24 protein-coding genes are annotated in these 26,198 nt (G+C 40.3%); 13 read left to right on the forward strand and 11 right to left on the reverse strand.

Going from position 1 to position 26,198, the window contains the following annotated elements; genetic code table 11:
- Window positions 1–46 precede the first annotated feature (46 nt).
- A complete protein-coding gene (gene prs / locus PROVALCAL_RS14150) occupies window positions 47–994 on the forward strand; it encodes a ribose-phosphate diphosphokinase (RefSeq protein WP_006661866.1) in 948 nt (315 codons plus the stop codon).
- A 340-nt stretch (window positions 995–1,334) separates the two neighbouring features.
- On the opposite strand, the gene PROVALCAL_RS14155 is transcribed toward prs, so the two are convergent.
- Window positions 1,335–1,607, reverse strand: a complete 273-nt coding sequence (locus tag PROVALCAL_RS14155) for a DUF2583 family protein (protein WP_006659994.1) — start codon at window positions 1,605–1,607, stop codon at window positions 1,335–1,337.
- A gap of 311 nt (window positions 1,608–1,918) precedes the next feature.
- On the opposite strand from PROVALCAL_RS14155, the gene pth reads away from it, so the two are divergent.
- Window positions 1,919–2,509 carry an aminoacyl-tRNA hydrolase gene (pth, locus tag PROVALCAL_RS14160; RefSeq protein ID WP_006659995.1) on the forward strand — a complete coding sequence of 197 codons (591 nt, stop codon included), beginning with the start codon at window positions 1,919–1,921 and terminating at the stop codon, window positions 2,507–2,509.
- Between the two features lie 103 nt (window positions 2,510–2,612).
- Complete coding sequence (gene ychF, locus PROVALCAL_RS14165) at window positions 2,613–3,704, forward strand: redox-regulated ATPase YchF (protein ID WP_006659996.1); 1,092 nt, start codon at window positions 2,613–2,615, stop codon at window positions 3,702–3,704.
- A 534-nt stretch (window positions 3,705–4,238) separates the two neighbouring features.
- Here ychF and PROVALCAL_RS14170 read toward each other — a convergent pair.
- The 7 genes from PROVALCAL_RS14170 to PROVALCAL_RS14200 form a co-directional block, all read right to left on the reverse strand.
- Window positions 4,239–5,618, reverse strand: a complete 1,380-nt coding sequence (locus PROVALCAL_RS14170; RefSeq protein WP_006659997.1) for a sugar porter family MFS transporter — start codon at window positions 5,616–5,618, stop codon at window positions 4,239–4,241.
- A gap of 157 nt (window positions 5,619–5,775) precedes the next feature.
- Window positions 5,776–7,212, reverse strand: coding sequence for a glucose-6-phosphate dehydrogenase (gene zwf / locus PROVALCAL_RS14175; RefSeq protein ID WP_006659998.1), 1,437 nt, complete (start codon window positions 7,210–7,212; stop codon window positions 5,776–5,778).
- Complete coding sequence (gnd, locus tag PROVALCAL_RS14180) at window positions 7,209–8,249, reverse strand: phosphogluconate dehydrogenase (NAD(+)-dependent, decarboxylating) (RefSeq protein ID WP_224050988.1); 1,041 nt, start codon at window positions 8,247–8,249, stop codon at window positions 7,209–7,211. The genes zwf and gnd overlap by 4 nt, the downstream gene beginning before the upstream one ends.
- Window position 8,250: 1 nt before the next feature.
- A complete protein-coding gene (locus tag PROVALCAL_RS14185; RefSeq protein ID WP_243441100.1) occupies window positions 8,251–8,832 on the reverse strand; it encodes an ROK family protein in 582 nt (193 codons plus the stop codon).
- 1,348 nt (window positions 8,833–10,180) lie between these two features.
- Complete coding sequence (locus PROVALCAL_RS14190) at window positions 10,181–10,747, reverse strand: cytochrome b/b6 domain-containing protein (protein WP_006660003.1); 567 nt, start codon at window positions 10,745–10,747, stop codon at window positions 10,181–10,183.
- A gap of 193 nt (window positions 10,748–10,940) precedes the next feature.
- Window positions 10,941–11,927: an XdhC family protein gene (locus PROVALCAL_RS14195; RefSeq protein WP_006660004.1), complete on the reverse strand. Its 987-nt coding sequence runs from the start codon at window positions 11,925–11,927 to the stop codon at window positions 10,941–10,943.
- A 19-nt stretch (window positions 11,928–11,946) separates the two neighbouring features.
- The gene (locus PROVALCAL_RS14200) at window positions 11,947–12,513 is read right to left on the reverse strand and encodes a nucleotidyltransferase family protein (protein WP_006660005.1); all 567 of its coding nucleotides are present in this window, start codon (window positions 12,511–12,513) and stop codon (window positions 11,947–11,949) included.
- Window positions 12,514–12,720: 207 nt separating this feature from the next.
- Between PROVALCAL_RS14200 and PROVALCAL_RS14205 the strand changes: the two genes are divergently transcribed.
- Genes PROVALCAL_RS14205 through PROVALCAL_RS14215 form a run of 3 tightly spaced genes read left to right on the forward strand, consistent with a single transcriptional unit; the run spans window position 12,721 to window position 17,296 of the window.
- The gene (locus PROVALCAL_RS14205; RefSeq protein WP_006660006.1) at window positions 12,721–15,516 is read left to right on the forward strand and encodes a xanthine dehydrogenase family protein molybdopterin-binding subunit; all 2,796 of its coding nucleotides are present in this window, start codon (window positions 12,721–12,723) and stop codon (window positions 15,514–15,516) included.
- Complete coding sequence (locus PROVALCAL_RS14210) at window positions 15,513–16,064, forward strand: (2Fe-2S)-binding protein (RefSeq protein ID WP_006660007.1); 552 nt, start codon at window positions 15,513–15,515, stop codon at window positions 16,062–16,064. The genes PROVALCAL_RS14205 and PROVALCAL_RS14210 overlap by 4 nt, the downstream gene beginning before the upstream one ends.
- On the forward strand, window positions 16,061–17,296 hold the full coding sequence (locus PROVALCAL_RS14215; protein WP_006660008.1) for a c-type cytochrome: 1,236 nt from the start codon (window positions 16,061–16,063) through the stop codon (window positions 17,294–17,296). Before PROVALCAL_RS14210 ends, PROVALCAL_RS14215 begins: the two co-directional genes overlap by 4 nt.
- Window positions 17,297–17,383: 87 nt before the next feature.
- On the opposite strand, the gene PROVALCAL_RS14220 is transcribed toward PROVALCAL_RS14215, so the two are convergent.
- Window positions 17,384–18,379, reverse strand: coding sequence for an acyltransferase family protein (locus PROVALCAL_RS14220; protein WP_006660009.1), 996 nt, complete (start codon window positions 18,377–18,379; stop codon window positions 17,384–17,386).
- Between the two features lie 193 nt (window positions 18,380–18,572).
- Here PROVALCAL_RS14220 and PROVALCAL_RS14225 point away from each other — a divergent pair, with 193 nt between their 5' ends.
- Entirely contained in the window at window positions 18,573–19,004 is a 432-nt protein-coding gene (locus PROVALCAL_RS14225; protein WP_006660010.1) for an SgcJ/EcaC family oxidoreductase, read from the forward strand.
- 119 nt (window positions 19,005–19,123) lie between these two features.
- Complete coding sequence (locus tag PROVALCAL_RS14230) at window positions 19,124–19,582, forward strand: hypothetical protein (RefSeq protein WP_039862098.1); 459 nt, start codon at window positions 19,124–19,126, stop codon at window positions 19,580–19,582.
- Window positions 19,583–19,700: 118 nt separating this feature from the next.
- On the opposite strand, the gene PROVALCAL_RS14235 is transcribed toward PROVALCAL_RS14230, so the two are convergent.
- Window positions 19,701–20,225, reverse strand: coding sequence for an Lrp/AsnC family transcriptional regulator (locus PROVALCAL_RS14235; protein WP_006660012.1), 525 nt, complete (start codon window positions 20,223–20,225; stop codon window positions 19,701–19,703).
- A 150-nt stretch (window positions 20,226–20,375) separates the two neighbouring features.
- On the opposite strand from PROVALCAL_RS14235, the gene PROVALCAL_RS14240 reads away from it, so the two are divergent.
- Window positions 20,376–20,987, forward strand: coding sequence for a LysE family translocator (locus PROVALCAL_RS14240; RefSeq protein ID WP_006661902.1), 612 nt, complete (start codon window positions 20,376–20,378; stop codon window positions 20,985–20,987).
- Between the two features lie 52 nt (window positions 20,988–21,039).
- Here the strand turns inward: PROVALCAL_RS14240 and PROVALCAL_RS14245 are convergent, their stop codons facing one another.
- Window positions 21,040–22,458: an aminotransferase-like domain-containing protein gene (locus PROVALCAL_RS14245; protein WP_006660014.1), complete on the reverse strand. Its 1,419-nt coding sequence runs from the start codon at window positions 22,456–22,458 to the stop codon at window positions 21,040–21,042.
- A 244-nt stretch (window positions 22,459–22,702) separates the two neighbouring features.
- Between PROVALCAL_RS14245 and PROVALCAL_RS14250 the strand changes: the two genes are divergently transcribed.
- The 4 genes from PROVALCAL_RS14250 (at window position 22,703) to PROVALCAL_RS14260 (ending at window position 26,167) form a co-directional block, all read left to right on the forward strand.
- Window positions 22,703–24,040: a cytochrome ubiquinol oxidase subunit I gene (locus PROVALCAL_RS14250; RefSeq protein ID WP_036962294.1), complete on the forward strand. Its 1,338-nt coding sequence runs from the start codon at window positions 22,703–22,705 to the stop codon at window positions 24,038–24,040.
- Window positions 24,030–25,040 carry a cytochrome d ubiquinol oxidase subunit II gene (cydB, locus tag PROVALCAL_RS14255; protein ID WP_006660016.1) on the forward strand — a complete coding sequence of 337 codons (1,011 nt, stop codon included), beginning with the start codon at window positions 24,030–24,032 and terminating at the stop codon, window positions 25,038–25,040. The genes PROVALCAL_RS14250 and cydB overlap by 11 nt, the downstream gene beginning before the upstream one ends.
- Complete coding sequence (locus PROVALCAL_RS19335; protein WP_036975873.1) at window positions 24,997–25,176, forward strand: DUF2474 domain-containing protein; 180 nt, start codon at window positions 24,997–24,999, stop codon at window positions 25,174–25,176. Before cydB ends, PROVALCAL_RS19335 begins: the two co-directional genes overlap by 44 nt.
- 151 nt (window positions 25,177–25,327) lie before the next feature.
- Window positions 25,328–26,167 (forward strand): siderophore-interacting protein, encoded by an 840-nt coding sequence (locus tag PROVALCAL_RS14260; RefSeq protein ID WP_006660017.1) that lies wholly within the window; start codon window positions 25,328–25,330, stop codon window positions 26,165–26,167.
- The last annotated feature ends 31 nt before the right edge of the window (window positions 26,168–26,198 follow it).

Here is a 26,198-nt window from a genome sequence, read left to right on the forward strand (position 1 = left end):
TGTTGGTCAACAATATCTCTCTGGACGCAAGCCTGAGGTTTTTCTCGTGCCCGATATGAAGCTTTTTGCTGGTAACGCTACACCGGAACTAGCACAACGTGTTGCTAACCGCCTTTACACTAATCTTGGAGACGCGGCTGTTGGTCGTTTTAGCGACGGCGAAGTCAGTGTTCAAATTAATGAAAATGTTCGCGGTGGTGATATTTTTATCATCCAGTCAACTTGTGCACCAACTAATGACAACCTGATGGAACTGGTTGTGATGGTTGATGCCCTGCGCCGTGCATCTGCTGGTCGTATTACCGCTGTTATTCCTTACTTCGGTTATGCAAGACAGGATCGTCGCGTACGTTCTGCCCGTGTACCAATCACCGCTAAAGTTGTTGCCGATTTTCTGTCTAGTGTAGGTGTTGACCGTGTTCTTACCGTTGACTTACACGCAGAGCAGATCCAGGGCTTCTTTGATGTTCCTGTAGATAACGTATTTGGTAGCCCAATCCTTCTGGAAGACATGTTGCAGAAAGACTTAGAAAACCCAATCGTTGTTTCTCCAGACATCGGCGGCGTCGTTCGCGCTAGAGCAATCGCGAAATTACTGAACGATACCGATATGGCTATCATTGATAAACGTCGCCCACGCGCAAACGTTTCTCAAGTCATGCATATCATTGGTGACGTTTCAGGTCGTGACTGTATTTTAGTTGACGATATGATTGATACTGGTGGCACACTGTGTAAAGCAGCTGAGGCGCTGAAAGAGCGTGGTGCTAAGCGTGTATTCGCTTATGCAACTCACCCAATCTTCTCCGGTAACGCTGTAGACAACATCAAAAACTCTGTGATTGATGAAGTCATTGTTTGTGACACAATTCCTCTTTCTCCTGAAATCAAGGCGCTGAACAAAGTTCGCACCCTGACCCTTTCAGGCATGCTGGCCGAAGCTATTCGCCGTATCAGCAATGAAGAGTCAATTTCTGCGATGTTCGAGCACTAATTCTAAAACGGGGTCTTAATGACCCCGTTTTAACATACTGGTTTCAGTCGTTTTTCATTAAATTATTGAGGCGAGAAATGTGCTTTATCGCACCACATTCATTGTGGTCACGATACAAAAATTTATAAGTAGCGCCCCTACTGTTGTCCATCAACCGTAGGGGCTTTATTTTTTGTATGTGATATTAAGATAATTTCTAAGCAAAAAATAAGAGTGAAATTCTTAGTCAATAATTTCACTCTTATTTATATTCATCATGCTTCCGCTCACCGAGCGCATTATTTTCTGCAATCAGCTTTCAACAGTTAATTTCACACTGTTGGGATTTGACGTTAACTTGTCATGGATAACGATGGTTATCATTACGGGAATGAAATTGGCGTTTTACTAAACAGTAACGATCTTCCACTTTTTCCCTACCACCCATTCTCGCACCCACTAACCAAACTAATGCACCAATAAAAATTCCAAACAACGAACCGTTAATGATGTCATCGGATAAGCCTAAGTCCACAATATGAGAAAACAGGTTTAAACCAATGCTCCCTCCCATGACGACCATGCCCAGTCCCATTAAACCATTTCCGATGAATGTAACCGTTTTCCGTTTCATATTTACCTCCAATATCAGTAAACTGATAAGCAAGCATTGAAGAAAAGTTCGATAAAACTTTATATTTATGTAAAGAGTATAGCTCTTTAAGTAAAATTATTTGCGATAAGCTTCACATGTATAGAAGAGTTTAAGGATATCTACTCAAAAAATGCTTTTTATCAAACTATAAACTTGCCTTATAGCATTACCGAATAATTCAGAAGCTAATTATCACTACAGAAATCTTCTCGCTGACAATTTTGTACATCCACCCCGACACGAGGTAAACTAGTCACCAATTTCTATACATTGACAGTGAAAAAGTCCCCGTGAGTAAAATAAAATTAATTGTTGGATTAGCCAATCCGGGCGCTGAATATGCGCAAACCCGCCATAATGCTGGTGCGTGGTATGTTGATTTACTGGCACAACGCCATAACCAATCACTAAAAGAAGAGCCTAAGTTTTTTGGCTATACAGCGCGCATCAATATTGGCGGCAATGATATTCGTTTGCTAGTACCAACGACTTTTATGAATTTAAGTGGTAAATCCGTCGCCGCAGTGGCCAATTTCTATCGAATCAATCCTGATGAAATTTTAGTCGCTCATGATGAGCTCGACTTACCACCGGGCGTTGCAAAAATGAAACTGGGTGGTAGCAACGGCGGACATAACGGCTTAAAAGATATTCAAAGCAAATTTGCCAATAACCCGAACTTTTACCGCTTACGCATTGGTATTGGGCATCCTGGCGATAAAAACAAAGTTGTTGGTTTCGTGTTAGGCAAACCACCGCTGTCTGAACAGAAGCTTATTGATGATGCGATTGATGAATCTGTGCGCTGCACGGACATCCTGTTATCAGATGGAATGGATAAAGCTATCAATCGCTTACATGGTTTTAAAGCCACTGCCTAAGAGTTGATTTCATCAAACACAAGTTTTTGTGTATAATCAGCGCCAATTTTCTAAACATTAGGGGCAGCACACGCCTGCCCCTCGCTATTAAGGTGAGAAACATATGGGTTTTAAATGCGGTATCGTTGGTCTGCCTAACGTGGGTAAATCCACTCTGTTTAATGCATTGACCAAAGCCGGCATCGAAGCAGCCAACTTCCCTTTCTGTACGATTGAACCAAACACGGGTGTTGTGCCAATGCCAGACCCACGTCTTGATCAATTAGCTGAGATCGTGAAGCCTCAGCGCATTCTACCAACCACGATGGAATTCGTTGACATCGCTGGCTTAGTAAAAGGCGCATCAAAAGGTGAAGGTCTTGGTAACCAATTCCTGACTAACATCCGTGAAACCGAAGCGATTGGTCACGTTGTTCGCTGTTTCGAAAATGACAATATCATCCACGTTGCGGGTCAAGTTGACCCTGCGGCGGATATCGAAGTTATCAATACTGAATTAGCACTATCTGACTTAGACACTTGTGAGCGTGCTATTCACCGCGTACAAAAGCGCGCAAAAGGCGGCGATAAAGACGCAAAAGCGGAATTGGAAGCACTGGAAAAATGCCTGCCACACTTAGAACAAGCGGGTATGCTGCGTTCACTGGATTTAACGGCTGAAGACAAAGCCGCTATCCGTTATTTAAGCTTCTTAACGCTGAAGCCAACCATGTACATTGCCAACGTCAATGAAGATGGTTTTGAAAATAACCCTTACTTAGACAAAGTTTACGAAATCGCGAAAGCTGAAGGTTCTGTTGTTGTTCCTGTTTGTGCCGCTATCGAATCCGATATCGCCGAGCTGGACGATGAAGAGCGTGATGAATTCATGGCAGATTTAGGCATTGAAGAGCCAGGTTTGAACCGTGTGATCCGTGCGGGTTATGAGTTATTAAACCTGCAAACTTACTTCACCGCTGGTGTGAAAGAAGTGCGTGCATGGACTATCCCTGTTGGCGCAACAGCTCCACAAGCGGCAGGTAAAATCCACACTGACTTCGAAAAAGGCTTTATCCGCGCACAAACTATCGCATTTGAAGATTTCATCAAATACCGTGGTGAGCAAGGTGCAAAAGAAGCGGGTAAAATGCGTGCGGAAGGCAAAGATTACATCGTCAAAGATGGTGATGTGTTGAATTTCTTGTTTAATGTGTAAACTTACACTTTAATTTCACACCGTTTCATCTCTTAATAAAACAGCATAAAATTCATGAGATTAACTTGGTTTTATGCTGTTTATCGTCTCTCAGACGATTCATGAAAACCTACAACTGAATGAATATATAACTGAGTACCGCTGATTTATCTTCGTTGAAATCCACCATCATCGTCTTCATAGATAGCGCCAAGACGGAATTGAGCACCTACATTCTCCTGCTTACCTGATTTATGAAACCACTCAATGACCAATCGTCCGCTGTTTTAAAATCTTTGGGAGCACCGTTACCAAAGTCATAATCGGACCCGATTATAATTTGAGCACCCGCATCACCACGACTTGCCGTTGCGAAGTTTTAATTTTTAATCCATGCAATATCAGAGTAATTCATATAGCACAAGTAGCTGATTTGAATTGTAAATACAATATACTTACTTGTAGTAATTAAACAATAATAGACACCAGCAATAAAAAGTTGGATATTTTATACATCAATATCCAACTCATTTTAAAAAAATAGAAAGTAAGGTATTACGCTCTACCTATATCTTTTAAACGATTTCCTTCCATTAATTTTCTTTCTATTTGTTCAAGCGCCACATTTTTAGTCTCAGGCACATAATATAATGTGATGACAATAAATATAATATTAAATATTGAATAAATCCAAAATGTATTTGTATCTCCTAACAATGATAACAATGTTAAGAATGTCGCACTCACTAACATATTAGCCACCCAGTTCGCAGTCGTTGAACATGTTATTCCAAAATCTCTGCCTTTTAATGGCTGAATTTCAGAGCAAAGAACCCATATGATAGGACCCGCGCTAACCGCAAAACCGATGATAAATAATAATAATAACGATACACTAATATATTGTAAAAATAGAGTATGTGTTTGATAAGACAGTATATGAGCAAGTAATGCTATACTGATAGCCATAACAGAAAACCCAGCTAATAATAGTTTTTTCCTACCAAAACGGTCAACTATTGCTATAGCAAATAATGTCGCAATTACATTAACAATACCGACTAAAACGGTTCCATACATTTGCTGAGAAGTAGAAGCAAATCCAGCTAAAGAAAATATTTTAGGCGCATAATACATAATTACATTTATGCCGGTAAGTTGTTGCATAAATTGCAATGAAATACCTAAAAATACACTTCTTCGAAAATTTCTATTATCTCTAAATAAATTAAATCCCGATTGTTTCACTTTTAAGCTATTGAGAATATCACCAAGTTCTTGTTCTACTTCCTCTTTGGACTCACGTAATTTGAATAATATTTTTTTAGCTTCTTCAACTTTATTTTTGCTTGCTAACCAACGTGGACTTTCAGGTAAAAATGTAACACCAAAAAATAATAATACAGCTGGAATCGCCGTAATCCCTAACATCCAACGCCAAGCATGATCATAACTAAAACCCGTATCTGATATAAAAGCTAATAATATACCGATAGTAATCATTAGTTGGTACATAGAAATCATGCCACCCCTGATTTTCTTAGGGGCAATCTCAGATAAATAGGCAGGAGTTGTAAATGAAGATATACCAATCGCGAGGCCTAATATAACTCTAGAAAATATAAGAAAATAAGCATTTAGTGATAGTGAAGAACCTAAAGCTCCAATTATAAATAATACAGAGCTAATAATTAGACTTTTCCTTCTTCCATTACGAGATGAAAGCCACCCACTCATCAATGCACCCAATGCAGCACCTAACATCATAGAGCTAACAATAAATTCTTGTAATGTTGACGAGATTTCAAAATCTCGGCTAATAAATGGAAGCGCTCCTGAAATTACTCCGGTATCTAACCCAAAGAATAGTCCTGCAAGCGCAGCTAATAATCCAACAAAAAACACCATGACATTTATCGAATGTTTTGTTTTCATTATAAAATCATCCTGTTATTAATATATTTCATCGTTGATTTCACTAATTAAATCAATAATTACTTACAATTCGAATAAACCTTAATTTTATAAAATACAGTAAAAATATTTTCCTGTTATGTACATGTAAAATTAAAAATTCACAAAAAAATATATTTCATTGATTACCATAATTAATTGAACGCCAAGAATGATTTTTTTGCATTATTTTATTCTGAGAGTTAGGTCCTTCCGTTCCTGCCTGATAAAGGTCAGGTTCTCCATGACGCCACGATTTTATAATTGGCTCAATGACTCGCCATGCCCACTCAACCTCATCGAATCGTAAAAAGTTACTTTTCTCTCCCTTTAAAGCATCTAATATTAATTGCTCATAAGCAGATACTTCGTATTCTCCCGCATGAGTATAAGGTGCAGTGAGTTCTATATTATGTGTATTTAACTTCATCCCAGGTAACTTAGCTGTCACCTGCATATCTATTTGTAGATTAGGAAGTAATCTAAAAACCAGCCAATTATTGTCAACGCTGATATCGTCAGGCAGTGCTTCTGATGGACCTTTAAATTGAATTGCTATTTCTGCATAATTGCGAGCTAATCTCTTTCCACTACGTAAATAAAAAGGCACACCTCTCCAGCGCCAATTATCAATATCTATCCGTAATGCAGCGAAAGTTTCTGTATTACTATTGGCAGGAATCCCTATTTCATCGCGGTAAGAAATGGTGTCTTTATCATTTATTTTTCCAGCTGTATATTGTCCTCTTGCAGCCCAAGTATCTACATTTGTATCGTTCACCAATCGAATTGATTTTAATATTTCAACTTTATGATCTCTAAGTATTTCACTATCCCAATGTCCTAATGGTTCAATTGCGGTCAATGTTAATAACTGCATTAAGTGATTTTGCAGCATATCCCTCATCGCACCTGCATGGTCATAGTAAACGGATCTATTTTCAACCCCCAGAGTTTCGGCATAGGTAATTTGTACTTGTTCAATATGTTCAGAACACCATATAGGCGCTAATACACGATTAGCGAAACGAAAAATCATCAGGTTGAGAGTGGCTTCTTTACCTAAAAAGTGGTCAATCCTATAGACTTGAGATTCATTCCAATAAGAATGAATTTGACTATGTAAAAACTGTGCCGAATCTAAATCAGTGCCAAATGGCTTTTCAATTAAAATACGCCGCCAATAACTTGAGGATTCTATTGATAGACCAGCTTCTCCAATTTTAACTGCGGCTTTAGCAAATAACGTAGGTGGTAGTGCTAAATAAAAAAGAGCTGAGCCATCAATTTTTTTACTTAAAGTAGCCAGATCTTTTACATCAAGTGAACCACTAATAAAGCTCAAACACTTGCTGAAACTAATCCATTTTTCATCATCAAAATCAAGAACAAACTCACTAAGCGCATCATGAACATGCTCAATAAAATCGTTATCATTCCATTGATCGCATGAGTATCCAATTATATTTAATTTAGAAATCAAACCTAACTGATGCAATCTAAATAACGAAGGCATTAAAAGTCTTTTGGTCAAATCGCCGCTAGCACCTAGAATAACTAAAGATAATGGTTTCATTTTTCACCACCATTTAATGTGTTTTTTTCTTGGTGACCACCAAAAGCATGACGCATTGCAGATTGTACTCTGTTTGAAAATGAATCGCTTTGCTGTGAAAAGAAACGAGAATATAATGCGGTCGTTAATACTGGTGTTGGTACACCCAAGTCAATCGCAGCAATAGATGTCCAACGCCCCTCGCCTGAGTCAGAAACTTTTCCGGTATAGTTATCTAAGTCTTCTGAGAAAAACATTTCTTGTGCAATCAAATCTAACAACCAAGAACTAATCACACTTCCTCTTCGCCAAAGCTCACTAATATCTTTTAATGGTAATTCATATTTATAATTCATCGGGGATTCAAGGGGGGCTGTTTCCGCATCCACATCTGTTTTATCTAATCCTTGGTTGGCATGCTTTAAAATACTAAACCCCTCTGCATATGCTGCCATTAATCCATATTCAATGCCATTATGGACCATTTTCACAAAATGCCCTGCGCCATTCTCTCCACAATATAAATATCCATTCTCTGCGGGTGATGGCTCATTTTCACGTCCTTGAGTCCTTTTAGCACCTGAAACTCCAGGCGCTAAAGCTTTGAATACGGGTTCAAGGAATTCATACTCGTTTTTGGATCCACCTATCATGAGACAATATCCTCGTTTCTCCCCCCAAACGCCACCGCTAACACCCACATCTAAATAATTTATACCGTCATTTTTTAATTCATTTGCTCTACGGATATCGTCAGTAAAATGAGAGTTCCCACCATCGATAATAGTGTCACCATTTTTTAAGTATGGTTTAAGTTCAGTAATAACCGTATCAACGATGCCTGCCGGAAGCATTAACCATATTTGTTTAGGTTCAGATAAACTTTCAATAAAATTATTTAAATTTGTTGTAAACTTTATTTTTTGGGGTATGTTCGCTTGAGCTTCAATATTCTTGTCATAAACTACACATGAAATACCAGAACAAGAAATACGTCTAACCATCGCAGCGCCCATTCTTCCTACACCGATAAAACCTATTTGTTTTTTCATATTCATCTTATTCATTCCACATTTTCATTCCACCAATAAATGCTTTATCATTACCACCTCTTCTAACATATTCAGGCAGATTATTAAGTCTTACTACGTTGCCGCCACCAAGAACAATATAATCTGGCATGAATACCTGATAGAAATCATCGGTAATATTTAAAACCTCATCTTCCCAATTTTTATTCCCATTTTTTTGTCGGTAAGCATCGCAAGTAAAATATTCATAATTATGATCTAAATAATTAAGGTGTCCTAATTCTAGAGAGATAACTTCATTATTCACGACCAAGCTACTACCTAATCCTGTCCCCAATCCTAAAAAAAGCATTTTCCCGCCATCGTAGCTTCCTGTCGCTTGCATTGCGGCATCATTGATTATCTTAACAGGACAGTTAAATGCAGATTCCAAATCAAAGTTCACCCATCCATAACCTAGATTAGCAGGCTCTTTCATTATTCGATTTTCAATAATTGGTGATGGGAAACCAATGCTAACACCCGCGTAATGAGAAAAAGAAAGATTTTCATTTAATTCATGGATAAACTTTTGTGGTGTCATTGAAAGACCTGATTTTATTTTTATCACATTATTTAAATCAGAAGAATAAACCTTAATGAAAGTTCCACCTATATCAATAACTAAGATATTTCTTTTTTAAAGAAATATTGAACATTCTGATTGGATGATGCCATCAACAATCCCTCCATATTTCAATTTCAATTTCAATTTCAATTTCAATTTCACATAAAAATTTCAAAATAAACATTTAAATAGACATGACCAGCCTAATAAATTTAAAATTTATTTACTAATATATTCAATAAATCCAATTTTAAATTGAGGACAATAAAAAATTAAGATTAGATCATCAAAAAACATTTAATTTAATAATACAAATTTATCTATCGATTGAAAGAAGAAATACAAACCTGTTGATGAATCATTTAATATAATACACGACCACCACATCATAATAAGACTATTACAATAGTATAATGAGATTGAAAATTAATTACATTAATAGTCTCGACTTATGAAGTTAACAACTTAATATAAACGTCAAAACAAAAAGTTATTTATGATATATTCCTCTATATAATGCATGTTTTTGAAAATAAAATTTTGAAGAAGTATTATTAAGAGTATGATAACAATTAATAATTTTATTAGCTTCGTAAAATTATACATATATAACGTATCTCTTCTAAAATACTAAAAAATGATTTTATTTTTCAATTTTATCATAAAAACAAAGAATTAGATCATCAAAAATCCGATTGCTTGAAGCATATCGAATAACTTCTGATTCACCTTCTCTGCTAAAGCCATCGTTAAACAATGACATCAATATTGTATGTCACTCGTTTTCTTTAATGGGTACTGGCTACGTTTGTCGTTTTCAACCTTAACAGTCTTTGTAGCGATAACATTACCTGTGACTGCTTTAGCTATTTCAGAGACTGTCATGACTATTCTTAATATTGTGAACTTCGCTAATTTTACATTTCTCATTTCTGACTTTTTATGTTAATACCATCACAAAATAAAATATTTAAGCTATTAATAAATATAAAATACAAGTTGAACACCAAATATACAGATAATAACTCTAATGATGAGGGAGAAGTTAAACATTAACTTAGCCATGATGATGCGACATAATCCTTTGTAAATATATAACAAATTGATTACATTAAACTTTATGGGGTCGATAAAATGAAAATACCACTAATTACGTAAGCTTAAGTCAGCCACAAAACAGAATAGCAAGAGTTGGTCATCTCTTCAGTGGCCAATGGCAATAGATAACAACATGTTTTTTCATTCATGCTACGGTAATTTATTGGTATTACGGGTACTTGGTAAAATATCAGATGGGTAGACAATATGGGCAACTCATCGCCCATATTGTCTATGAGAGTATCAAATAAGCCTATTTACTTTTCTTCCAAATGACAAAATGAATAATGCCTAAGCCACCATGACCATAAATATAAATCTCAATTAAAATCGTAAGTGATTTATGAATACTCCTAGCCTCTAATGCAAGTGGAGACTGCTGTAACCATAGAATAAACCATGCAATACCCGACAAAATAACAATTGATAAAGCACCTAGTCCTAACCCTTGAACTGTTGCGGCGAGTCCTTTAGGAGAGCTGTCTGGTAGCTTTTTAGCTAAAAGAGAATTTACATCTTCTTTGATTTGTTTAAAGTCGCCCCAGAGATAAGGATAAAAATACCTAAGGCCGCGTTGATTAAAGCACGATACAACTAAAAAGAATGTTAAGAAAAAAAGTACAAAACCGGAAACAATATGCATCCAAGTGAATAAATAAGTCATATCAAAAAAAGGAGGAACAACTGACTTTGTTCCAGTCATCCAATTACTCACTATGATTTGTAGTATCACCAAAAGTAAAATTAGCGCATGTAAAACTCTTATTTTTTTAGTTTGGTAAATCCCAAAAAAATCCCAAATTGATTTAAATATGCTCACAATAACTCCCCTTTTTTATAATTATTCGATCGGATATAGCTTTATAGCTTATAACCCATTTGTTATATAGGCTTAAGCCCTAATCATAGAACACCTTATATCAAAAACCGCGGACATCTAGTGGTTGATTATGACCTTTCTTTTGTGATGAACGCCCAACTATTAGGGTCACTTACATTCATGGGCTTTAATATTAATGGCTCCGGCTCGTTGCAAGCTCCCGCCCATTCTTATGAGCCACAATGTCCGCCATAATGGCTAACGCAATCTCGGGAGGTGTTTTACTGCCAATTGGGATACCGATAGGCGCATGGATCTGGTCTAGCATTTCAACCGTCAAGCCGCCTGAATTTAATAACCGCTCACGACGCTTAGCGCTGGTTCGGGTTGATCCCATGGCGCCAATATAAAATGCAGAGGTATTAACCGCTTCCATCAAGGTTAAATCATCAATGCGCGGATCATGGGTCAACGACACAATGGCGGTATTGGATGCGCTTGGATTTTCTTCTAAAAAACGAGCCGGAAATATTTTTTTAATCTCGACTTGTTCTGCAATTTGTCCCGCAAAACGCAATAACTCATCATCTCTATGCTCACAAATAATCACTTCAAAACCGAGCGTCACCGCAAAGTTTGCACAATACACCCCAACATTAGAAATGCCGGCAATAATCAGTTTTGGCGGTGCCATGATATAAAACTGAATATCATCACCGTTGCGCTCAATCTGAGTAGGATGTTGTGAGTTTGGAACCGTTGTAATCTCACTCATATTAGGTAACGTGAGTTTCTTGATAATTGCCGTATAGCCAAGTAATGCAGTTTGAATTTGTGTGAGATATTGGTAAGAACGTTCATTACAGGGTAAATACTCGATAAGAACATCTAAACTCCCTTCACACGGTAAATTCACTTTGGCTTCCACGCCCCCCTGACCATAGCGAACAACTTGGCTATTTTCTAAGTAGTGTCCTTGTTGAATACGTTGAAGAAAATCCTCCTCAATACATCCACCAGAGAGCGATCCCGTATAGCTCCCATCTCCCTTAGCGACTAACAGCGATCCTGGGCTTCGTGGTGAAGAGCCATAAGTATTTAGTACCGTACATAACCAAACTGGCTCCACCTTGATCCAGCGAATAGCTTGAGAGATAACAGAAACATCTTCACGCAGCATATTGAAATCCTATTCATTTTTATTCTTGATTTTTATGGGGAAGATAATCAAAGTCTTTAGTGACATTTTCATCGTTTATCTCTATTTCATAAACAAACTGATGTCGTAAGATTGATTTTGCACCATCATCTCCCACTAAATGAATTAAATTTTGCCGATATTTTTCTGATATACCGACGGGATGCCCCGGTATATTTTTATATACAGGGCGCACTAATGAGTAATTTTTTAATTCATCAGCAATTCGGATAAATATTTCACGGGGTATATAGGGCATATCCCCCAATTGAATTAGCCAGCCATGCCAATTAGGGGTATTTTGCACACCGACTGCAATAGACTCACCTAATCCGTAGCTGTTTAACACGGAAAATGGAATATTAAATTGTAAACAATTATTAATAACGCCATCATTATCAGCGCGAGTGACTACATGAAGAGGCAACCCACTACTCATTGAATTTGAAAGTGTTTTTTCAAAAACCGTTTGTTTATCAAGCAGGTGGTTGAGTTTACTTCCACGTCCTCCAGTGCTTTGGAAACGCTCACTTTTTCCTGCTGCTAATATTAATATGCCTATATTCATGGTTTACATTATACATAGTTATATTTATTGTTTATATTATAAATAATATATAAGAATGACCACTACAATTATTAGTTGTGATGGTCGCCAATTCTAATCACATTTAGATGAATTATTTTTGGATATATAAAAATTTACATTACGACACTGGCAATAAAATAAAAAATAATAAATTGAAGCAATGAAAAATAAGTGTAAGGGTATATTATGAGCAATAATCATGTCGGACTATCCCGCAGACACTTTCTTAAATGTGCTGTCGTTGCTGGGATCTCTTGTTATATCGCCCCTTTGTATAGCCGAGCTTTTGATGTGCTATTCGAGGAAAAAATTCTCCAAGCCCCAGATTGGAATCCCGTCGATAAAAAAATTAAATTTCGTATCGATGGCTATGCCAAAGTCCAAGGCGAAAAAGTCTTTGCTAGAGATATTCGAGCACGAGACATCCCACATTGGCCTAAACAACAAGGTCATGCCTTTCTTCTGCGCGTCACCGAAGCCGATAAAATTTACGAAGGTTTTAATCTCGAGCGACTCAATGATGGCTTAATGCCTGACCGAATTGTCACCGCTAGCGATTTAGAAAAAGATGGGGTCGCCTTTCCTGAATTTTATGGAGAAGATTTACTTCTACCAACGGGAAAAACCCCCGCTTATTTAGGACAAGCCGTCGCGTTACTGATTTACCATGATTTTGCCAAGTTTAGCTTTGCGAAAGAAACGCTTAAATTCCACGATGACGTCATTCAATATGGCGCGTATACCGGTCCATTACAACGTGACCCATGGGGAAGTTACCGAGGCGTTCGTATTGGCGGTGAAAATCCATTCTCCCCTGATGTCTATTCCAGCATGAAGGATATGCCGATTTCGCCGATTGGCATGAAAAAACACCTACCAATCTGGCCTGAAGGACGTGAAGGTGGGAAGCTGGATGAGGAAGGTATGTATTATGCCGATGAGCTGGCAAAACAATTGGAAAATCCCCCTGAAGACTGGCTGATTATCAAGCGTAAATACTTTTCACAGTCCATCGACACTTGTGCACTGGAACCAGATAACGCCAATGGCTGGTACGATGCTAACACACAATCCTTTCATTTAGTGATCCCGACACAATCACCTCAAGAAGTGGCGGCATCACTCCCTGAAATGCTGGCAAAAACCAAATTCCCGATTAAGCAAATTTTCTTACACCCTTGCTTTACCGTAGGTTATGGCTCAAAAGACCACACTCCGTTCCCATATTATGGTGCAATGGCAACCCTTTATGGTGATGGAGTTCCTATTCGCTTAGCTAATGATCGCTATGAACAGTTTCAATCCACCATCAAACGCCACGCGTTCGATATGGACTATACCCTTGCCGTCAATAAGAAAACCCATAAAATTGAAGCACTTTCCGCCTCATTTATTGGGGATGGTGGTGGGCGATGTAACTTTACCCCGTCTGTCGTAATGGTTGGCGCGACAGGCGCTCAAGCAATTTACTATATCCCTCGCAGTGATTTATCAGCTGTCGGTATCGCCTCTCGTGCCGTTGATGCAGGTTCGGCCCGTGGCTATGGTACCTTACAAGCCATGGCAGCGACCGATATGCTAATGGAAGAAGCAGCCAAATTATTGAATGCCGACCCTATCGAATTTCGCCTGAAAAATATTATCCAATCAGGAATGAAAAATACCCAAGGCGCCATCCCCGGTGGTGCTATTCGAGCCGATGAAGTTCTCACCCGTTGCGCTGAACACCCGATGTGGAAAGAAAGAGCAAAACGGAAAGCCGATTTTGAAGCCAAAAATGCAGGTAAACTGTTTGGTACTGGCATTTCCTGTGTGCAAAAAGACTTCGGCACAGGCGCTGAATCCTCATTTGCACGCGTTGAGCTCACCCCTGAAGGTAAGATCGCGATTTATCATAGTGGTGCAGAGATTGGTACGGGAATGTCGACATCCCAAGCGGTGGTATGTGCTAAATGGTTAGGTAAACCGGCCGAAGAAGCGCACTTCTCCGTGGTGGATTGGTCCGTGCTCCCAATGATTTCGACAGGTAATCCATTTGCCATGGCACAGGATGAGCAAGACCGTCTTGCAGCGAACCCGCTCTGGACACCAAATTACTGTTCTCCTGCAAGTGCCAGTAACTCTGCTTATTACTTTACCCACAGTACAGAAGAAGCAGCTCGATTAGTTTTCGAATATGGTCTTTGGCCTGCTGCAATGTCCATTTGGCAAGAAGGGATTGGTGGAGGACAAGCTGCGCCATTAGTCGTCCGCCGTGAAGATGCTCGCTGGGTCGCCAATGGCCTCACAGCCGATGGGCTCGAAGTCCTGAGTTTACAACGCCTCATTGATCGTACGTTTGAAATGGGCGGTCTAACAGGTGCGGTTTGCCATGTCTTTAACCGCTGGGAATGGGCTGAAGCTGATTTCGAAATCAATCATGAAACTCGCCGCCTTCCTGTGGATGGTCTTTCTCTGCGTTTTGCCAACAAAGATTATCAAGTTTGGAAACGCCAAAAAGCCTATTATCCTGATACACAGCGAAATAATGCAGGTGTGACCTATTACAGCGCAGTGGCTACCATCTCTGAACTCGCCATTGATAAAGCAACTGGTCATGTTGAATTGCTCGACCATCATACCGTTGTCGAGTGTGGTAATTTAATCGTTCCACAACTCGTTTCAGGACAAATTCAAGGTGGATTGGCGATGGGAATTGGTCATGCTCTCCATGAATATTTACCTCTCTATGAAGATGGACCGGGGAACGGAACTTGGAACTTTAACCGTTACCGTTTACCACTTGCGAGTGACGTTGCAGTTTGGAAACAAACTAGCGAAGTTCTGCCTGGGTTATCCGAAACCGATCCACCGAAAGGGGTTGCTGAAGTTGTTATGATCCCGGTCGTTTCTTCTATCGTTAATGCTATTGCTGATGCAACAGGTCACCATTTCTTAAGTTTGCCTGTTCGCCCTAAAGACATTCTAGAGGTATTATCATGAGCCTAAATTATCTGCCACTCACCATCAACATTAACGGTCAAAAATATGGACCGATGGATGTGCCTGAAGGTCTCATGATGATTGATTTTCTTCATGAGTATGTTGATCTTACCGGTTCTCGCCTTGGCTGCGGTCAAGGTATCTGCCACGCTTGTGTGGTGATTTTAGATAACCCATCAGGCACCAGTGAAGAAGTACGTACTTGCATTACAGGCGCGCACTTCTTTAACAATAAAAGTATTCGCACCGTTGAGGGTGCTGCAACGAAAGAAGAAAATGGGGAAGTTAAGTTATCCCCTGTTCAACAAGCGTTTGTCGACCACTTTAGTTTCCAATGTGGTTACTGCACCCCTGGTTTTGTGAATGCTGCAACGATTTTTGTTGAAGAATTGCAACGTAATCCTATTGCCGAAGAAGACTTAGAAGAAGCCATCAAAACCGCCCTGAATAACCACATTTGCCGCTGTACTGGCTATGTCCGTTATTATGAAGCCGTGCGTGATGTCGTCATGAGTACCCCAGGACTAATCAAGGAGGCGATAAAATGATCAAACGTATTATTTTATGGCTAATAGCGATAGCTATTGTGGTCTTGGCGGTTCTTTATTGGTATGAAAGCCGCAAACCTGATGGCCCAGTACAAAAAGTCACCGCCAGCGCGGAAGAAATTGAGCGTGGTCGCTACCTCACACTAGCAGGTGATTGTGCCGCCTGTCATACCAGTGCTAATGGTGCGCCACTAGCTGGTGGTTTTCCTCTTGATACCCCATTCGGTACCATTTATAGCAGCAACTTAACACCTTCTGCCGATTATGGTATCGGCCGTTGGACGAAAGACGAATTTCACAAAGCCCTCACAGAGGGAATTTCGCCGCCAAGTAAAAATCTTTACCCAGCGATGCCATATACCTCATATAAAGGCATCAGTCGCAGTGATTCTGATGCGATCTATAGCTATTTAATGAGCCGCCCTGCGGTCGATGTCGCACCACCTGAAAATTCACTTCCTTTCCCACTGAACCAACGGATGGCGATGATTGGTTGGAATCTATTATTTTTCAATGACACACCGTTACCAAATAGCTCACAAGGTAGCTCCCCTGAATGGGTGCGCGGAAAATATTTGGTTAATGTGTTAGAACACTGTGCTGAGTGCCATACCCCAAGGGGCGTCTTCGGTGAAATGGAGTTAGATAAGTACATGAAAGGTGGCTCACTGGGTCGTTTTACAGCCCCAGACATTACACCTGAAGCCCTTGCAGCACGTGGCTGGACAAAAGAGGATCTGCAACAATTCTTCATGACAGGACTTGCGCCGCAAGGTTCCGCTTACAGCGATATGCACCCTGTTATTTATCTCAGCTCTCAACATCTCACACCGGAAGATAACAAAGCCATCGCCACATACCTGATGGGTGATAATCCACCAGCCACATTACCGCTCAAAATGGGTGAAGGCAATCCACAAGGAAAACAGGTTTATCTTGAAAGCTGTTCAGGGTGTCACTCTTATGATGGTGAAGGTAAGCCAAATGTTGCGGTCGCAATGAAAGGGAACTCAACGTTGCGTGATGTGGATAGCACCAATCTCATCAATGCTGTTTTAGATGGTTTGCCGGAACAAGCGTTCCCAAATAACCAAAACATGCAAAGTATGCCGGGTTTTGCTGACAAGCTTAATGACCAACAAATTGCGGATTTGGTCAACTTCCTCCGAGTTCAATGGGGTGGTCAAGCCGCAGATGTTACCCCTGAGCAAATTAAAGCGCTGCGTAAATAACGTATACTGCACTTCATAAAGGCTTACCGCGAGTATTAGGTAAGCCTTTATTTTATCGAACCCTTTCATTTTCAGCTTTATTTCACTTTACTCTTTCCTCAGCTTTATTTCTGGATTCAAAAACCAATGAATGATCCGGTTTTTGGCAAGAAATAATGCTAACGCAATCGTAAAAAGAGCCAATAAAATTAAGAGCGGCAGACTAGCGTCAATCTCGAGTGAGCCTAAACCCGCCAATAACACAAAACAGATGATCGGGTGAATCAAATAAACCCCTAATGCATTATTCGCTATTTTCACAAAACGTTCAGTCGATAATGAAAGGCAAATAATCGCTATCGAGATCAACACCCCTATTAGAAAGGCAAAAACATACAGACAAAAATGATGAATGAATAGATGACTACCGAAGACGTTTATTAATCCTGATTCGATTTCCACTTGAAAATAAAGATAAATCGTCACCAGCATAATCACGCTTGATACGATAGAAAATGCATGTTGCCTCAACCAAAGGACTTTTTTATCATCGCAAAAGTAAGCCATAACAAAGAATGGAAAATACCAAATTATAGATGAAAAACCTGTTATATCAGATAAATAGATTTTCGAAACATATGCAATACCAAGAGACAGCAGCAAAATAAGAAACACGCCCCTCGCCTTGTTCTTGATAAAGGGAGGCAGTAATAGAAAAATGGCTTGCCATATTGGGACGGCTAAAAAGAACCAAACACCGTTTTGAGGAAACAGCAAATACTCTTCGACGCTTAATCTATTCGTGAAATAAAGTGGGATCGCATCTATCGATTGGAAAGTCACATAGATAATCAACGGTGGGATTAAATGTGCACGCCAATCCTGCCATGAAATTCCTCTGCTTGTATATGCCGCAATAAAAACAAACATAGGAATTAACACTAAATCAAATAAGTTGATTAATATTGAATAATCAGATTTCACACTTGGTACAATATTTAAATAAAAATTAAAAACAATCAAAGAACTCAATATTAATTTTAATGTTTGCCAATTAGGTAAATGCTGATTTTTTACCTGTATGGTAAGAGCGTTATCACTCATGTTTTTCCCTGTATTGCCCTTATTTGATTAACATCCGCGCGCGTTTAAAATCGTCCCCCTAATTTAACAAACACCATCGTAATAATCTAACCCTAGCCGAAAATCTGAAAAAATTTTCGCCATTGACTTTCGCACTCGTACATTTGATCTAGTATTGATAGCAAACCCTACTTAACCAATATAGGCATTTTCAATGCACCCTACTGTCAAAAACGCCGAAGATATGCCTTTAGCATTTGAATCTGCGTGGAATAATCACGATATGAATGTCTTTAGTCAGCTATTTCACCCTGAGGCTACCTTTGTGAACCGATTTGGACACTATGTAAAAGGTATCAACGAAATCATCGAGTTGCATATTCCCCTTCACAAAACTATCTATTCTGATTCCTTCATGAAAAATGAGCTTATCGATATTATCCCATTAGATGAAAGTCATATAATAACCCATTTTTGGAGCCGTCTAGCTGCAGGTGAGGCACACCCTATCGGACCACATAAAATTGATACCTTAATTATGGCGGTATTAGCTAAGCAAGATGAAACATGGCAAATCCGCGCTTTGGAAAACGTGACCTTGGTAAATCCCAGAACAGGACATATCAAACTAAGAGATGTGGAATAGTCTGCTTTTTCACCCTTAATACATTTAGCTTAATTTTAAATGCTAAAATGACCATTGAGCATATGAATAAGATGCCGATAACATAACACATTGATAACTCTTTAATTGGTAGGGACCCCATGAAACTTCGCCGTACATCTATAGCTATAGTATTACCGATATTAATGTCCGCCCCCGTATTGGCAGATTCACATACAGTGACTGTATTTCAATGCGTTAACAAGAATGACCGTCAAGTCAAAGTGACATTGATTAATGGTCAGTATCAGTATCAATTTGGAAAATTAAATCAGCAACCGGACATTGAAATTACCCGAAGTCCTAAACAGCTTACGCAGGGCTTTTTCCAAACCCGTTATGCCGATACTGATACTGGATATGCGGCTTCTCAAGAAATTGATTTTAGAAATGGGGCTTATACCTATACCATTTTTACAAACCATTCAGGCTCTAAAATAGAATCAGGTGTTGAGGTGTATAACAAAGATAAGAGACTGACAAAGGTTGTTTGTGTGCCAAATACTGTTGTTGATAATATTTATGAGCACCTTTCAGAGATCCCTGAACGTCCTGAATAATCTTTTTGCAAGATAATGATTCCGTTAAGGGCATTCAGCACTGATCAGCAAACTGCTCAGTAATATTTATCGATATTATTGAGCAGTGTAAGAAGACAAATACGTTAAACTGTTCAGTCTATAATGGCAATGCATAGGTCACTTTGACCGTTTCCATTGGTACTTCGGTTTTTATACTCTGTACACTGCGAATTTGTGTCAGATAATCGGCATGGAAACGACGATAAGATGCCATATCCTCCGTCACAATACGGATTAACGCATCACATTCACCCGCCATGAGATGGCACTCCACCACCTCAGGCATCCCCTGAATATCCTCAACAAATTGATTGATTGTTTGTGCATCTTGCGTTTTGAACCAAATCCGCGCGAACAGTGATAATCCTGCACCAATTTTTGTGCCATCCAACACCGCAACATAGTGCTTAATCACGCCTGCGTCTTCAAGCAATTTAACGCGCCTTAAGCACGGGGATGGAGATAACCCAACTTCTTTCGCTAATTCAACATTTTGGATTTTTCCATCACGTTGAAGTACCTGCAAAATATGCTTATCAATTGCATCTAACTTGATAGGCGATGAACTGCTGTGTTCCAGCTCATGCTTTTCAGATTGATGTGCGCCTGTACCCTTTGGCATGCGAACCTCTTTTGTTTTTATTTTTTGATATTAAATGTCAAATAAACATCCATGACAAGCAACAAAACAACCAAATTTCAAAGGAAAATAGCTATAATAACCAAACATTTTTCTCTTCATAAGAAAACAATAATAAATAGAGGTGTTTGGATGGAGCTACAAACGTTATTGCTGTTTAGTGCAACCGTAATCCCTCTGGTTTGCACACCGGGACCCGATATTTTATTTATCTCATCACAAGGATTATCTGGCGGCATTTCTGCTGCGTGGAAAGCCAATTTGGGCATTATCCTAGGTTATGTTGCTCACGCTATTTTAGCGGCACTTGGGCTCGCCGCTATTGTTGCCGCATCCCCGTTCATTTTCCACACAATCAAATGGGTGGGCGTTGCGTATGTTGCTTATTTGGCCGTCCGTATGCTGCTATCCGCCCTAAAATCGAAAGCGCTCCAGCTTAACACAGTTTCCACAAAAGCAGTGATTGGCAAAGCCTTTCTTACAAGTTTTCTTAACCCTAAAGGGTTACTGGTGTACTTCGCGATTTTACCTAATTTTATCCATGTTTCTGAAAGCGTTGCAATACAATCTTTAATCTTATCAGCGACTTTTATCACATCGTGCATCATTATCTACGGTACAATTGGTATGGTATTCGCCTCCATGCATAGCAAGCACCAATACAATGACAAAAAGCGCCGGATTACAGAAGGTGTGTCAGGTGGCATGCTCACATTCGCCGCCATCGGACTTGCCAACAGTTAACTATGTCACATTTAGGGGCGGGTTCCCTTCCGTCCCCCATCTGCATCGCGGGTTATTTATGCCCCGTTAATCGATAACACAAACGCCCAAGAACCTTCATCGCCTGCTCTAATCGGTCATTCCATGTAAATGATGCATTTAATCGAAAAGCATGGTTAAACTGATCGCTGGTTGAAAACATACTCCCCGGCGCAATACTAATTCCTTCTTTCAGTGCTAACTGATAGAGCTGTAGAGCATTAAATGGTGGCTCAAACTCAAGCCACAGAAAATACCCGCCCTTTGGTGTATTCACCTTCACTGTCGGTGGCATGTATTTAGCAATTGCGCTCAACATCAAATGTTGGCGCTGCTCCATTGTTTGGCGTAATTTTCGCAAGTGGCTATCATATCCCCCTTGGGATAAATATTCGGCTATCGCTAGCTGTGTTGGCACACTCGCAGAGACTGTACTCATCATTTGTAGATGCTGAATTTTGGTCGCATGATGACCCGCAGCTACCCAGCCTACACGGTATCCCGGCGCTAAACATTTCGAAAATGATGAACAGTGAAAAAAGTTACCCTGTGAATCTAATGACTTAGCGGGAATAGGCTGCTGATTGCCAAAATAAAGCTCGCCATAGACATCATCTTCGATCAACACAATTTTGTGGTTATTCAAGATATCGACCAACCGTTTTTTATTGGCGGGAGGCATCGTTCCCCCTAACGGATTTTGGTAGTGGGTCATTAACCAACACGCTTTGATCGGATACTTATCGGCGATATTTTCCAAGGCATCGAGATCGATTCCAAATAACGGATCCGTTTTTATCGCAATCGCTTTGAGCTTTAAGCGCTCAATAGCCTGCAATGAGCCATAAAATGCAGGTGACTCAATGACCACCCAATCACCCGGTTGGGTGACTGCTTGTAAACTAAGCACCAAGGATTCCATCGCTCCAGCGGTGATCACAATTTCATCGGGAGCCACGTGGATCCCTTGAGTTGCGTAACGCTGGGCAATATTTCGACGTAACTGTTCGTTACCCGGCGGTAAGTTCGTCGTCGTATTCGTTTTCGATAAACGTCGCGCCACTGACGCGAGAGATTTGGCTAATTTGGGGTCATCCAGTAAGGCGGGCTCAGGGAAAGCGGAACCAAAAGGGATAATATCGGGGTCTTTGCAAGCTTGTAAAACACCAAAAATCGATGCGTTTATCTCCACATTTTCGTTTAAATGGAGTCCTTTTCCCCCTTTTGCAGCCGCAAAGGCGTTATTACGATTTGCCACATAATAACCTGACTGCGGGCGCGCTGAGACCCACCCCTGACTCTCAAGTAACTGATAGGCTTGAACTACCGTCATTAAGCTTAGACCTGACTGCTTAACACTTTCCCTAAGTGAAGGCAGCCTGTCTCCAACCTGCCAAATATTATCTTCAATCTGTTGACGAATTTGTGCTGCTAGCTGTTCATATCTCGTCATTACCGCCTCACTGTTATAGGTGATTTGCCAAAAATTGTTACTATTATAGTTTATCGTCTCATGTTCTACTTATCCACACATTCACCTGACTTTTTTTAACTATAACCACAAAACATTTTTAGTTGGATTTATGAGTGTTAACAATCCAGCGAAATCAATTACTTATTGCTAAGGAACAGCCAAAAATTACTTCGCAATGGCTGAAAATGTGGCGTGTCGTAATCAATTCCATTCAGGGGTCAATATGTTTGGACTAACTGCGCTGGAACTTGCCCGTATACAATTCGCGTTTACGGTGTCGTTCCATATTATCTTTCCCGCCATCACCATCGGGCTTGCCAGTTTTTTGGCTGTACTCGAGGGTTTATGGCTAAAAACCCGCGATACTGACTATATAAAACTGTTTCATTTTTGGTCGAAGGTTTTTGCGGTCAATTTCGGTATGGGCGTTGTTTCTGGATTGGTGATGGCATACCAATTTGGGACTAACTGGAGCTTTTTTTCAGACTTTGCAGGTGGGATCACGGGTCCCCTCTTAACCTATGAAGTTCTGACTGCCTTCTTTTTAGAAGCGGGATTCCTGGGTGTAATGTTGTTTGGTATGAACCGTGTTGGTGAAAAGCTGCACTATTTTGCAACTTGTATGGTTGCACTGGGTACCATCATTTCGACCTTCTGGATCCTCGCCTCCAATAGCTTTATGCAAACACCACAGGGATTTGAAATTATCGATGGGCGGATTGTTCCTGTCGATTGGCTGGCGGTAATATTCAACCCTTCATTCCCCTATCGATTACTGCATATGACCACCGCTGCATTCTTAGCGGCAGCATTTTTCATTGGCGCATCCGGCGCATGGCATTTACTCAAGGGCAATAACTCCTCCGCGATGAAGAAAATGTTCTCCATGTCCTTGTGGTTGATTCTGATTTTAGCACCGATCCAAGCCTTGATTGGGGATGCTCATGGATTGAATACCTTAAAATATCAGCCAGTGAAAGTTGCAGCAATGGAAGGTCACTGGGAAAACAAACCGGGTGAGGCAACACCGCTCATCTTATTTGGTATTCCTAATATGGAAAAAGAAAAAACCGAATATGCCATTGAAATTCCGTATATGGCGAGTCTTATTTTAACGCACAGTACGACCAAACAAGTTCCTGCGCTAAAAGAATTTCCACCGGAAGATCGCCCGAATGTGTTTATGGTGTTCTGGTCATTCCGAGTGATGGTGGGACTCGGTCTATTGATGATTGCTGCCGGCGTTTGGGGATTATGGCTACGTTCACGTAAAAAACTGTATGAATCCAAAATGTTTCTACGTTTTATGTTTGTCATGGCGCCGTCTGGTTTAATCGCTATTTTAGCGGGTTGGTTTACCACTGAAATCGGGCGTCAACCTTGGGTCGTTTACGGTTTACAACGCACAGCGGATGCCGTGAGTGCTCATGGAGAAATGCACATGAGTATTAGCTTGCTTGCCTTCTTTGTGGTGTATGGCAGCGTATTTGGCATTGGCTACATGTACATGATGAAATTAATTCGTAAAGGTATTTCCGAGGAGGCAACTCATGGGCATTGATTTACCACTGATTTGGTTTGTCATCATTGTCTTTAGCATGTTGATGTATATCGTGATGGATGGCTTTGATTTAGGAATTGGAATTCTGTACCCCGCTCTGAAAGAGAGCCAAGACCGCGATTTAATGATGAACAGTGTTGCCCCAGTTTGGGATGGTAATGAAACATGGTTAGTCCTCGGTGGTGCAGCGTTATTTGGTGCATTTCCTCTCGCTTATGCCATTGTTTTAGACGCCTTGTCTATTCCACTGACCTTTATGTTATTTGCGTTGATTTTCCGTGGCGTCGCCTTTGAGTTTCGCTTTCGTGCAGATGAATCCCATCGTCGGCGTTGGGATCATGCCTTTATTTGGGGCTCAATTCTCACCACATTCTCACAAGGGGTTGTCATTGGTGCTTTCATTCAAGGTTTCCATGTTGAAAATCGCGTCTATATGGGAGGATATTTTGATTGGTTCGCACCATTCCCACTGTTCTGCGGCTTTGGTTTAGTAATTGCCTACGCCCTACTGGCATGCGGCTGGTTAATCATGAAAACTGAAGGACACCTGCGCAAAACTATGTACCGCGTGCTACCCGTATTAACACTCGCCATGTTAACGGTTGTAGGGGTGCTCAGTGTATGGACACCGATGTTAAATGACGCTATCTATGAACGCTGGTTTAGCTTACCTAACCTGTTTTTCTTTTTACCCGTTCCATTATTAGTGCTCGGCTGTGTGTGGCTAATTTTAAAAAGCGCCAAGCGCCAACGCTATGATAGTGTGCCTTTTTTAGCCGCATTAATGCTGATTTTCTTAGGGTTTACGGGTTTAGGCATCAGTATTTGGCCAAGCCTGATCCCACCAGCAATTACATTCCGTGATGCAGCAGGTCCATCAGAAAGCCTCGGCTTTATGCTGGTTGGTGCCCTATTCATCATCCCTGTTATTTTGGTTTACACCTATTGGAGTTACTATGTCTTCAGAGGAAAAATTACCCCAGATCAAGGCTATCACTGATACTTCAGTTAATTCTCCTTGGTGGAAAAAGCTCGGTTGGATGGCAGCAATTTGGTTAGGAAGTGTATTGGCGCTCTTTGCATTTTCATCCTTATTTAGATTGTTAATGACCGCCGCGGGAATGAAAGTGAAATAAACACCGATGCCGCAGTATTCAATGCTGCGGCATATTCATTTTTACATTCAAGAATTCTGTATCTTTGATTAGTTTTCTAATAAACATTCATGATATGATAATGATAATAATTAACATATAATAATATTATCATTAAGAAAGGAGACGGTTCGTGGCTAGTGAACAAACTGTTGAAAAAAATATCTACCGTCCTGCCCCCCCACAGCTCATTCAAGTAAAATCTATCGTCGATATTAGCCCGTCTATTCGTAGCATTACGTTTACGGGTGAAAAGCTAGCAAATTACCCGACAAAGTGTGAAGGTGGTCATATCAAGATCTTTATTGCCCCTGACCACCAAAGCCAACCAGCGCTTCCCGTTTTAACCGAAAAAGGACGCAGTTGGCCCGAAGATAAGCCGCGCCCTTTTGTGCGGACTTATACCGTTCGCGCGATCCGTCCCGAACTCAACGAAATTGACATTGAATTCGCTATGCATGAAGGCGTAACAGGACCTGCGTATCTGTTCGCCCGTGATGCAAAACCGGGTTATTGGTTGGGGATCACCAACCCTGGTGGTCCAGATCCACTTTTACCTATCCGTGCTCACTACTTTATGGCTGGGGATTCAAGTTCTTTGCCTGCAATTACTGCATTACTGGAAAAAATGCCTGCAACAGCAACAGGTCGCGTCGTTTTGCGCCTCGACCACCAAGACGATATTCGAGAGTTAACCAAGCCGGCTGGCATAGAGATTGATTGGATTTGTGGCGATGTCAGTCAAACCACTGACCTGATTAATACATTTAAGTCGTGGGATATTCCAACAGAGAATACAGGGTTCTGGATTGCAGGCGAAGACCAAATTATTCGTGAATTACGCCGTTTTGTTCGCCGTGAAAAAGGAGTTAATCGCGATGATATCTACGCAATCCCTTACTGGCGATATGGCTATGATGAAGAAGGTTATCATCATGAACGCCATGCAGTTATGGATAATCCTGACGATTAAACATAAAACTGCCCCGAAAAACGGGGCAGTT

Source organism: Providencia alcalifaciens DSM 30120 (assembly GCF_000173415.1).
GTDB lineage: Bacteria > Pseudomonadota > Gammaproteobacteria > Enterobacterales > Enterobacteriaceae > Providencia > Providencia alcalifaciens.

Bases quoted from the DNA above. Each gene is read 5' to 3' on its own strand.
- PROVALCAL_RS14205 (WP_006660006.1), top strand. From the start codon at position 12,721: ATGAGCAATAATCATGTCGGACTATCCCGCAGACACTTTCTTAAATGT.
- PROVALCAL_RS14240 (WP_006661902.1), top strand. From the start codon at position 20,376: ATGGAGCTACAAACGTTATTGCTGTTTAGTGCAACCGTAATCCCTCTG.
- PROVALCAL_RS19335 (WP_036975873.1), top strand. From the start codon at position 24,997: ATGTCTTCAGAGGAAAAATTACCCCAGATCAAGGCTATCACTGATACT.
- PROVALCAL_RS14195 (WP_006660004.1), bottom strand. From the start codon at position 11,927: ATGCTGCGTGAAGATGTTTCTGTTATCTCTCAAGCTATTCGCTGGATC.
- PROVALCAL_RS14200 (WP_006660005.1), bottom strand. From the start codon at position 12,513: ATGAATATAGGCATATTAATATTAGCAGCAGGAAAAAGTGAGCGTTTC.
- PROVALCAL_RS14155 (WP_006659994.1), bottom strand. From the start codon at position 1,607: ATGAAACGGAAAACGGTTACATTCATCGGAAATGGTTTAATGGGACTG.
- PROVALCAL_RS14170 (WP_006659997.1), bottom strand. From the start codon at position 5,618: ATGAAAACAAAACATTCGATAAATGTCATGGTGTTTTTTGTTGGATTA.
- PROVALCAL_RS14230 (WP_039862098.1), top strand. From the start codon at position 19,124: ATGAAACTTCGCCGTACATCTATAGCTATAGTATTACCGATATTAATG.
- PROVALCAL_RS14245 (WP_006660014.1), bottom strand. From the start codon at position 22,458: ATGACGAGATATGAACAGCTAGCAGCACAAATTCGTCAACAGATTGAA.
- PROVALCAL_RS14220 (WP_006660009.1), bottom strand. From the start codon at position 18,379: ATGAGTGATAACGCTCTTACCATACAGGTAAAAAATCAGCATTTACCT.
- ychF (WP_006659996.1), top strand. From the start codon at position 2,613: ATGGGTTTTAAATGCGGTATCGTTGGTCTGCCTAACGTGGGTAAATCC.
- PROVALCAL_RS14235 (WP_006660012.1), bottom strand. From the start codon at position 20,225: ATGCCAAAGGGTACAGGCGCACATCAATCTGAAAAGCATGAGCTGGAA.
- PROVALCAL_RS14215 (WP_006660008.1), top strand. From the start codon at position 16,061: ATGATCAAACGTATTATTTTATGGCTAATAGCGATAGCTATTGTGGTC.
- PROVALCAL_RS14250 (WP_036962294.1), top strand. From the start codon at position 22,703: ATGTTTGGACTAACTGCGCTGGAACTTGCCCGTATACAATTCGCGTTT.
- cydB (WP_006660016.1), top strand. From the start codon at position 24,030: ATGGGCATTGATTTACCACTGATTTGGTTTGTCATCATTGTCTTTAGC.
- zwf (WP_006659998.1), bottom strand. From the start codon at position 7,212: ATGAAACCATTATCTTTAGTTATTCTAGGTGCTAGCGGCGATTTGACC.
- gnd (WP_224050988.1), bottom strand. From the start codon at position 8,249: ATGAATATGAAAAAACAAATAGGTTTTATCGGTGTAGGAAGAATGGGC.
- PROVALCAL_RS14210 (WP_006660007.1), top strand. From the start codon at position 15,513: ATGAGCCTAAATTATCTGCCACTCACCATCAACATTAACGGTCAAAAA.
- PROVALCAL_RS14225 (WP_006660010.1), top strand. From the start codon at position 18,573: ATGCACCCTACTGTCAAAAACGCCGAAGATATGCCTTTAGCATTTGAA.